This is a genomic window from Variovorax nitratireducens, from assembly GCF_051216545.1.
In the GTDB taxonomy this organism is placed as follows: Bacteria; Pseudomonadota; Gammaproteobacteria; order Burkholderiales; family Burkholderiaceae_C; genus Variovorax.
Window position 1 is genome coordinate 79041 of record NZ_JBPJZO010000017.1, and the last position, 8506, is coordinate 87546.

General features: G+C 63.9%; 9 protein-coding genes and 2 pseudogenes. 5 read left to right on the forward strand and 6 right to left on the reverse strand.

Annotated features, from left to right (window positions below; genetic code table 11):
* Positions 1–860: 860 nt before the first annotated feature.
* Positions 861–1799: a PLP-dependent cysteine synthase family protein gene (locus ACSFA8_RS26025; protein ID WP_435482347.1), complete on the reverse strand. Its 939-nt coding sequence runs from the start codon at positions 1797–1799 to the stop codon at positions 861–863.
* Between the two features lie 609 nt (positions 1800–2408).
* Here ACSFA8_RS26025 and ACSFA8_RS26030 point away from each other — a divergent pair.
* Positions 2409–2741: pseudogene (locus ACSFA8_RS26030) on the forward strand (hypothetical protein); the annotation flags it as partial.
* 36 nt (positions 2742–2777) lie between these two features.
* On the opposite strand, the gene ACSFA8_RS26035 reads toward ACSFA8_RS26030, so the two are convergent.
* On the reverse strand, positions 2778–2945 hold the full coding sequence (locus ACSFA8_RS26035) for a hypothetical protein (protein ID WP_435482358.1): 168 nt from the start codon (positions 2943–2945) through the stop codon (positions 2778–2780).
* A 1-nt stretch (position 2946) separates the two neighbouring features.
* Between ACSFA8_RS26035 and ACSFA8_RS26040 the strand changes: the two genes are divergently transcribed.
* Both ACSFA8_RS26040 and ACSFA8_RS26045 read left to right on the forward strand, forming a co-directional pair.
* Positions 2947–3597, forward strand: a complete 651-nt coding sequence (locus ACSFA8_RS26040; protein ID WP_435482348.1) for a Mu transposase C-terminal domain-containing protein — start codon at positions 2947–2949, stop codon at positions 3595–3597.
* A gap of 9 nt (positions 3598–3606) precedes the next feature.
* Entirely contained in the window at positions 3607–4425 is an 819-nt protein-coding gene (locus ACSFA8_RS26045; protein ID WP_435482349.1) for a TniB family NTP-binding protein, read from the forward strand.
* Between the two features lie 171 nt (positions 4426–4596).
* Here ACSFA8_RS26045 and ACSFA8_RS26050 read toward each other — a convergent pair.
* Positions 4597–4905, reverse strand: a pseudogene (locus ACSFA8_RS26050) (GspH/FimT family pseudopilin).
* Between the two features lie 71 nt (positions 4906–4976).
* Positions 4977–5036 carry a hypothetical protein gene (locus ACSFA8_RS26060; RefSeq protein ID WP_435482357.1) on the reverse strand — a complete coding sequence of 20 codons (60 nt, stop codon included), beginning with the start codon at positions 5034–5036 and terminating at the stop codon, positions 4977–4979.
* Between ACSFA8_RS26060 and ACSFA8_RS26065 the strand changes: the two genes are divergently transcribed.
* Positions 5008–5136, forward strand: a complete 129-nt coding sequence (locus ACSFA8_RS26065) for a hypothetical protein (RefSeq protein WP_435482359.1) — start codon at positions 5008–5010, stop codon at positions 5134–5136. The genes ACSFA8_RS26060 and ACSFA8_RS26065 overlap by 29 nt on opposite strands.
* Before the next feature lie 129 nt (positions 5137–5265).
* On the opposite strand, the gene ACSFA8_RS26070 is transcribed toward ACSFA8_RS26065, so the two are convergent.
* The gene (locus ACSFA8_RS26070; protein WP_435482351.1) at positions 5266–5643 is read right to left on the reverse strand and encodes a hypothetical protein; all 378 of its coding nucleotides are present in this window, start codon (positions 5641–5643) and stop codon (positions 5266–5268) included.
* A 285-nt stretch (positions 5644–5928) separates the two neighbouring features.
* Here ACSFA8_RS26070 and ACSFA8_RS26075 point away from each other — a divergent pair, with 285 nt between their 5' ends.
* Positions 5929–7932 carry a bifunctional DedA family/phosphatase PAP2 family protein gene (locus ACSFA8_RS26075; RefSeq protein ID WP_435482352.1) on the forward strand — a complete coding sequence of 668 codons (2004 nt, stop codon included), beginning with the start codon at positions 5929–5931 and terminating at the stop codon, positions 7930–7932.
* Positions 7933–8130: 198 nt separating this feature from the next.
* Here the strand turns inward: ACSFA8_RS26075 and ACSFA8_RS26080 are convergent.
* On the reverse strand, positions 8131–8506 hold a 376-nt coding region (locus ACSFA8_RS26080; protein WP_435482353.1), incomplete at its 5' end, for an efflux RND transporter permease subunit.

Here is an 8506-nt window from a genome sequence, read left to right on the forward strand (position 1 = left end):
GCGAATCCTTTCGTTTTGCCTAGTCGCTCGAACCGCGGCGACGGTTGTGGATTTAAGGTCCTGCGAATGGGCGCTCAAGGATCGTGCGAATGAAAACCACTTAAGTCATTGAATTTGAAGTGATTTATTTGCCGACAGGTGCGCTCCATCTGTTGCCATCGTCCAACAGGCTCGGATCAAGCGGATCGCGGTTCTTGCAAATGCCCTCCTTGGCTCAAAGATGACGCCAATGCGCAATTCCTGCTCTGAGGGAACGCGTCGGATGGCAGTACGTCCAGAATCGACGAGTTTCGAATCGCCAAGGTGCTTCGCACGCTCGGCGATGGTCCGCTTGGCCTGAGCCAGGCGAAGGCGGCTTCGAAGCTGCTGGGCGTTCCTGGTCGACGGCCTATCGCCCGCAAGCGCTTCCTGGCTGACCCGGTCGCATCGTCCCTGCGCCGCACGCTCGGACGTTGGTGCTCAGTGCCGAGCTATCTGTACCGTTCACCAGGAGCGTCTGACCGCATTGCCTACCTCAAGGGTGAGGGGGAGCGCCAACATGCTGAGGCTGATTCGACGTGAAGAGCTGTCGAGGCGGCATTGACGTGAACTATGAGCCTATTGTCAGGATTTAAGATCCACAACAAGGATCGCCGCTTCCCGTTACGCATTGCGCCGCATAGAACGGTGGCTAAATACATCTGGACAACGCTTGTTTGCGAGATCATCGCGCAATCCAGACTGCGATCACATCATTACTACGCAATAGACGCAGCTTTACTACACTTCACGGCCACGCCAGTGACCGCGCAGTTAGTACGTGGTGTGCGTGCGGGAGAACCGGCGGGCGAGACCGCCGGTGCACCATGGGTCCGTGCCGCTCACTGGCGCCGATACACGTCCGTGCTCAGGTAGCGCATGCCGGAGTCGCACATGATCGTCACCACCGTCGCGCCCGGCCCCAGGCGCTGCGCGATGCGAATGGAGGCCACCACGTTCGCACCCGCCGAGGTGCCGGCGAAGATGCCTTCCTCGCTGGCGAGGCGGCGCGCCATCGCCTTCGCATCGCTCGTCGTGACCGTCTGAATCTCGTTCACCAGGTGAGGCTCCCACAGCGGCGGCACGAAGCCGATGCCGATGCCTTCGATCTGATGCGACCCGGTCGGGCTGCCGGACAACACGGCCGACTCTTTCGGTTCCACTGCGACGATGTGGATGTCGGGGCGGTGGGCCCACAGCGCATGCGTAGCGCCATGGATCGCGTGCGCGGTGCCCACGGCATGCACGAAGGCATCGACGCGCCCCCCGGTCTGCGCCCAGATCTCTTCGCCCAGGGGCCGGTAGCCGTTGATGGCGTCGGTGTTGTTGAGCTGATCGCAATACCAATGTCCCGGGCGCTCACTGATGTCGGCGGCCTTCCGGATCATCGCTTTGATGAGCGACTCGGTGATCTTCTTCTGGTCGCTGATCACGTCGGTGATGTGCGCACCGAACGCCTCCATCATGCGCCGCTTTTCGTCGCTGAAGGCGTCGGAGAACACGATCTTGAGCGGGTAGCCCTTGACTGCACAGACCAGCGCCAGCGAGACCCCGGTGGTCCCCGCCGTGTACTCCACGACCGTGCCGCCGGGCTTGAGGCGACCCGCGGTCTCGGCGCCTTCGATGGCGGCCTTGGCCATGCGGTCCTTCATGCTGCCCGTTGGGTTCGCGAACTCCAGCTTGGCCAGCACGCGCGCCGACCCGGCCGGAATCACCTGGCCCAGTTCGACGATCGGGGTGGCGCCAATCGCCTGGAGAACGTTGTGCGCGACGGCTTGCATCACAGACTCCTTTTCCTTGGTGGACTACGGTAGTGCGTTCATCCTGCGTCGCGGCTGCCCGCTACACCTCGGCACCTGCTGGTGGGCATGCTACTGCGAAGGCGTGGGAACGCGATCAGGAACTTCGGGCAGGAGGCACTGTGGTTCCACACATCAAACCCGATTCCGTAGGCAAACGAATGGGCACCTCCTCCGTCGTTTGCTCCATGCTGTCGATACTGAACGCCCGGCATCCGAGAGACACGCCGCGGCTGGCTCCTGGCCCGCCAGTGCCGGTCAATGACTGCCATGGAGCGGGTTGCGCCACGATCGCAGTTGCCACTTTCTGCCGGGCTACGCCCTTCGCGGCTTCACCCGCGCGATTAAGACGGCATCGAGGACGTCTGTCGGTCTCGCTTCAATCTGTCACTTTTGACCTTTCATTCTGTCACCGGTAAATTGGCGCTGCCATTGCTCCATCGGTGCTTGGCGATGAGCGCCTGCTGACATCAGAGGACCAAGTGATTTCGGCCCGCGACGCGATCTAGCCTTATCAATTGGCACAACCTTGCAGTTGACCGCTTCAATCTGTCACTCACCATGTGCGCATCCATATGCGTGCGTACATGGATGGGTCACCTCCAGGCACTTCCCGACATTGTTGCCGTCGCTGCCGACAGACTGGCGGCCATCGTGCGCGTCGAAGAGGACGGCAGCGTCGTGGTGCGGGACCATTGCCAATGGCGACCTCCGAACTGTCTCTGCGGCGGAGCTCAGTGCGCCGCCGGTGCTGTCGGGCCCTGCAGAGCCAAACCTTTCTCGATCGTTTTGGCAACAGAGGCTCAGTGGGCGTGTGCCCGGCGCAGGGAGGCGGTTATCGCTCCGATCGGGCACACCGTTGATGCGGGTGACCAGGTTGCCCGAGCCGCGGCCCGGCTTGGCGTTTCTCGACGCACCGTGTTCCGCTGGCTTGCTGTCTACCGAACTGCTCCCCAGACATCATCGTTGCTGCCGCGCCAGCGCGGCACGCCCAGCGGCGCCCACCGCATCAATGTGCACTTGGAACGGTTGATCGCCGAGGTCATTCGCGACGTCTATCTCACGCGGGCCCAGCAGTTCGCCCAAAGGCTGCAAGGAAAGAAAGGCCGAGGAGCGGGCGGCGCTCACGTTGGCCGAATACGAGCGGTGGATGGTGCTCGAGATTGCGCAGCGTTACCACCACAGTGCGCATCGCGGCCTTCAGGACGCGACACCGGCTGGGGTTTGGCAGGCACTCAGCAGCACGTCCCCGCCGCGACAACTTCCCGCTGATCCCACCCAGGCATTGCGCTTCGTGGTGCAGTTCCTTCCAATGAAAGCGCGAACCATTCAGCGGGAGGGTTTGACCGTCTTCCACATCCGGTACTGGCATCCCGTGTTTGCGGCGTGGCGCGAGACCCGGAAGGAGGTGATCGTGCGCTTTCACCCTGAAGATCTGTCGCGAGTGTTCGTCACCGCCGATCACAAGACCTACGTCGAAGCATGTAGCGCCGACCTTCGGCGTCCGCACATCTCGCTTTGGGAGCAGCGGCACGCCCTGAAACTCATGAAGGCACAAGGTCAGAGAAGTGCTTCCGAGGCCATGATCATCAAGACCATCGAGCAGCAGCGCCAGCTTGTCGCGCGCGCAAAAGCCGAGACCCACGCCTCTCGCCGCGCAGCCCCTAAGCCAGTCAAAGTTCTGCGCTCCGGCTCATGGGGAGCGGCACGGGCCCCTGAAGGAGATGCGCCGGTGGACTACAGCAAGCCGGCAGAACCCTACGACGTCGAAATCTGGTGAGGCAATCCTATGAATGCAGCCGCTTTTGCCCACCTGAGCCCGGCGGCGCGTTCTCAGGCGCTTCTGCCTGACAACGAGCGCATCCGTGCCATGCAGCGCGACCGATGGGTGGACTACCCTCGTGCTGCCGAGGCGCGCCAGTGGCTCGAGCGCCTGCTTGGCACGCCCGAGCGTGAGCGCATGCCGTGCATGGTCATCCATGGCGAGTCGAACATCGGCAATACGCTCGTCGTGCGCAAGCTCCAGCGCGAGCATCCCACAACCTTTGATGACGTACGCGGCGTCGAGCGTCGGCAGATCGTGGCGATGCAGATGCCGGCGACTCCTGGGCAGCACCGCTTCTACAGCGCACTCCTGTTCGAACTTGGCGCACCGCACAACACGAGTGCCGGCCTGTCGACTCTGGAACGCCTGTCGCGCGACCTGCTGCGCCGCATTGCGCCACGGATGCTGGTGGTGGACGAGGTACATCATCTCCTGGCAGGAAGCTTCCGCGAGCAACGCGCGTCCCTGAGCCTGTTGAAGTACCTCGCGAATGATCTGCGTCTCAGCATCGTGCTGGTCGGCACGTCTGACGCGCCGATTGCGTTGCAGACCGATGCTCAGATGAGCAGCCGCTTCCTCGCCGTCTTCGGCAAGTTGTTGCCCCGTCGCAAGGCTTCCGAGCTGGCCGACCGCGCGGTCGTGCAGTTCATGCTGGCCGCCAGCTCGGGCCTGACAGGGGATGTGGTCCGCATCCTCAACGAAGCGGCCGAGCTTGCGATCCGGGACGGCACGGAGAGCGTCACCCTGGCGCACCTGGAGCATGTGGCAAAGATATCTGCTTGAACTGCCGCCGTGGCCGGTCGCACCGGCGGCGTTGCCGAGCCCGGCCCGTTGTACTGCGAGCCCGCACCCGTCTATTCCCAGGCGTATCGGGATGCCACAACCCGCCGCACGGTCGCCCGGGTGCGCTTTCTACGGTCTTGGGAACAGAGGATCGCATGAGAAGGGCCGTATTCAGTCCGGGCAGCTCCCGGCCGTCGTGCGCTTGACGGAGGTGCGGCCCGTGGCGCTGATCTTGATGACGCGCTCCTGGCTTCCGGCCGAGGGGCTGGCGCGGCAGATCGTGATGCTGGCCTGGCTGGCGCCGACGTCGGTCGCTTCGAATGTCAGGGCATTCGCTCCGCTGGCTTCGCGCAGCCGATAGCCAGTGGCGGCAGCCGGCTGCTGTTGCAATACGGCGGTGCCCCTCAGAACGATTCAGCCGCTTTCCCATTGGTTCGAGCTGCTGCAGCTGCTGCCGTTGCTGGTTGCGCAGAGCGTCACCGGCGCATTGCGCCTGATCGCTTCGCTGCGCGCAAGCTGGCTGCCCGCCAGCAGCGCGGTGGCGTACGAATTCAGCCGATTGGAAAAACGGACGGCACCAGAATGATGACGGTCACCATCAGCTCGACCAAGGTGAAGCCGCGCGAGGCGCGCGGTCCCGGCTGCGTGCGCACGGCCGCGCGAGCGGCCATCATGGTGATTCCTTTCATCTACTTCTGGATGAATCAGTAGACCCGCCTCTTGGGTTGGCGAAAGGCCGCTTTCGGCGTCGTCCCCTTGGGGCTCAGGACGGCTCACGCGCAGTTCCTGCGACGTGCGCTTCGCCAACTTGACGGATTAATGCGGCGCCTTCCCTCTCCGCTAGTCTCTATCGTTCCAATCCCTGCGATGTTCACGGCGCTCGCGCTCCCAGCGTCGTCGATCGTGGCGATCGCCGTCCCAATCCCTGCGGTAGAACCGCCGACCATCTCCGCGATAGTCCGGCTCGTAGTAGATCGGCGCCGGTGCGTAGTACGCAGGGCGTGCGGGCGGATAGTAGTTAGGGGCTGGGCGCGAGTACACCGGGGCTGGTTCGTAGTACACGGGGCCGGGCTCGCCCACGCCGATCGCAACGCCTGGCGCTGCGATGCCGAGGGACCAGCTGGAACCAGCGCTCGCCGAGCCGGCGCCGAGCAATGCGGCAGCAGCCACAACGCTTGCCGCAGCAAATTGAAGGAATATTGAGCGCTTGAGAAGCATGAGGATCTCCAAAAAGAGGGCGACTACCGCCCTTGCATCCCTTGAACGTTCGAGATGTGGGGTAGGTACACACAAGCCCTGCAAAGATCATGTAAACGCGGACCCTAAAAGGCTGCGCAAGCCGGCTGAGATCCCGAGTCGCACGCTGCGGCGACCGCCCAACCCTTCACCCAAGCGCCCCAGACGGCGATTCACGGCAAAACCGAAGCGCATGAGAGCCGCTCGTAGAAGCGTGAACCCAGGGCTTCAAAGTCAGCATCGCGCGGCGCCGACAATGGAGCACTGGTGGAATCACATCTTCAAGCGCTGATCGGCTATTTCTCCGAGCACCCGCAATTGGCGCTCGCTGCGGTGTTCGCCGCGGCCTTGCTCGAGGCGCTGGCCGTAATCGGTACGGTTGTTCCGGGCAGTTCGATCGTCTTCGTCGGCGGCATGCTCGTCGGCCTCCAGGCGCTCGACCCGGCGTCGGCGGCAGCTGCCGCAGTGAGCGGTGCGGTCGCCGGCGACGGCATCAGCTACTGGCTCGGCCGCCGCCATCGCGAGCGGCTTCAAGCACTGTGGCCCATGAAGGCCTATCCCGCCCTACTTGATCGAGGGAAGGAGTACTTCGCGAAACATGGCCGCAGGAGCGTATTTCTTGCCCGGTTCCTTGGCCCACTGCGAGCCATCGTACCCGTCATCGCCGGCATGTCGGGCCTGCCGGCCTCGCAGTTCTATGTGTTCAACGTCCTGTCGGCGTTGGTGTGGGCGGCGGCCCACCTCGCTCCCGGCTTCCTATTTGGCGCCTCGCTTCAACTGGCCGGGGCTGTGAGTTCGCGGCTCGCCGTCCTGCTGGCCGTCGTCGCCGGCGCCCTGTGGCTCGTTGTTTGGCTCGTTGCCTTCCTGCATCGCCTGGCACGGCCGTGCATCAAAGGCTGGCGAGATCGCGCCGTGACCTGGGCCGGCACAAGATCGCACTTTCCCGCGCGCATCGTGCTGTCCCTGTTTGATCCCACCCGAGTCGAATCCAAGGCGCTGCTCGCCGCCGCGTTGTTGTTGATAGGCAGCGTTTGGCTATTCTTCGGCGTGCTTGAGGACGTGCTGTCCGACGACCCCTTGGTGCAGGTCGATCGCCGCGTCTACGCGATGCTGCAGACGCTCCGCACGGCCTGGGGCGACGGTGTCATGGTGGCCGTCACCGAATTGGGCAGTGCCCCCGTCGTGATTTCCGTCATCACCACCGTCTCGTTGTGGCTGGCTGCGAAGCGCTGCTGGCGGACACTGGGATATTGGCTGGCGGCCGCCGGTTTTGCCCAACTGCTCGTTTGGACTCTGAAGTTCACTCTCGGGCGCGCGCGACCGACTGAAATCTACAGCGGGTTCGATCCCTTTTCGTTCCCAAGCGGCCATGCCGCGATGAACATCGTGGTCTACGGCTTCCTGGCGTTCCTGCTGGCGCGCGCCAAACCGGTCGGAACGAAGATCGCCATCACGATGTCGACCGCGATGGCGATTGCGCTGGTCGCGTTCTCACGGTTGTACCTGGGCGCTCATTGGTTCTCGGACGTGCTCGCCAGCTTCAGCCTGGGCCTTGCCTGGGTGGCATTGCTGAGCATCGCCTACCTCACCCATGTGCGACATGAGAGGGTGTCTGCCTTGCCGCTATCGATGGTGGTCGGAATCACCTTGGCAGCCGTGGGTGGTTGGGTCGTCGGCGAACACCACCGCGCCGATCTGGCGCAGTACGCCCACCGCCCAGGAAGCGATACGGTCGTTGTCGCCGACTGGCGCGCGGACGGATGGCGCGGTCTTGCCTCCACCCGAACCGACCTCGGGGGGGATGCCGAAGAGCCGCTGTCGGTTCAATGGGCGGGCTCGGCGGAAGACGTCAGCGGCGTTTTGCATCGGGCGGGATGGCATGTCCCCTCTCCGTGGACCGCGAAGACGGCGCTGCTGTGGCTGTTGGCGAACACGCCGATCGAACAGCTCACCGTGTTGCCGAAGCTCGACTATGGCGAAGCGCAAGGGATGACGTTCATGAAAGTGCTGAACGTCGACGAACGCATCGTGCTGCGCCTGTGGCCGTCGCCCTATGTCGTCGAGAGCGACGGCGCAGAGCCGCCGCGCCCCTTGTGGATCGGCATGGCAACCATCGAGCGCCTGCGGCATCCTGCGGGCATGATCACGCTCGCCGCAACGCAACCCGACTTCACGACGCCGCTGCGGCGGCTGGCACAGGATGTTCACAATCAGCAGGGCTCGGCGCGGCTGCAGGAACGGACCGGGCGGGTCGTCCTGCAGGTCTGGTAAGCCGCGCAGGTGACAAGTCGGAGGAACGGCCCGCATTCGCGCGCTTGCTCGATGACCTGGAAATCCGGCCCTGCCAAAGCAGGCAAGGCGGCAACCAGGTCAGGGCGCCAATCAGCATGACGAACAGCTTTTTGATGATGAACTCCCAGACTGGATCGGAAGGAAGCAACTGCGAGCCGTGAAGCTCGCCGCCGCCGATCAATCCAGCCACCGGCAGTACAAGATGCGCATCGGCAACCGGACACGCCGACCTCCAGGGTCGAAGTAATCCGCGTCCGGCACCCGCGCGACATGAACCGGCCGGGCTGGTGCTTCATCTTCCCGGCGATCGCCGCCGGCCTCATGCGGCATCGGCGCCAAGTCCATGGCCGCTGCGAATGCGAGGGACGCCGCAGGCACTGACCTGAGCTCGCGCGGGTAGCGCACGTTGATCGGAAAGCGCTGCAGGCCTTCCGCGGTCTCGCCGATGTTCTCGCCGCCCACCGCCGAGGCGATAACCGATTGCACATCGGCGATGTTCATGCCGAAGCGCGCCGCGGCGTCGCGCTGGATGTTCACATCCACATAGCGCCCA

Excerpts from the sequence above, each read along its gene's own strand:
- ACSFA8_RS26065 (WP_435482359.1), top strand. The coding sequence starts at position 5,008 with ATGATGACGGTCACCATCAGCTCGACCAAGGTGAAGCCGCGCGAGGCG.
- ACSFA8_RS26025 (WP_435482347.1), bottom strand. The coding sequence starts at position 1,799 with ATGCAAGCCGTCGCGCACAACGTTCTCCAGGCGATTGGCGCCACCCCG.
- ACSFA8_RS26070 (WP_435482351.1), bottom strand. The coding sequence starts at position 5,643 with ATGCTTCTCAAGCGCTCAATATTCCTTCAATTTGCTGCGGCAAGCGTT.
- ACSFA8_RS26045 (WP_435482349.1), top strand. The coding sequence starts at position 3,607 with ATGAATGCAGCCGCTTTTGCCCACCTGAGCCCGGCGGCGCGTTCTCAG.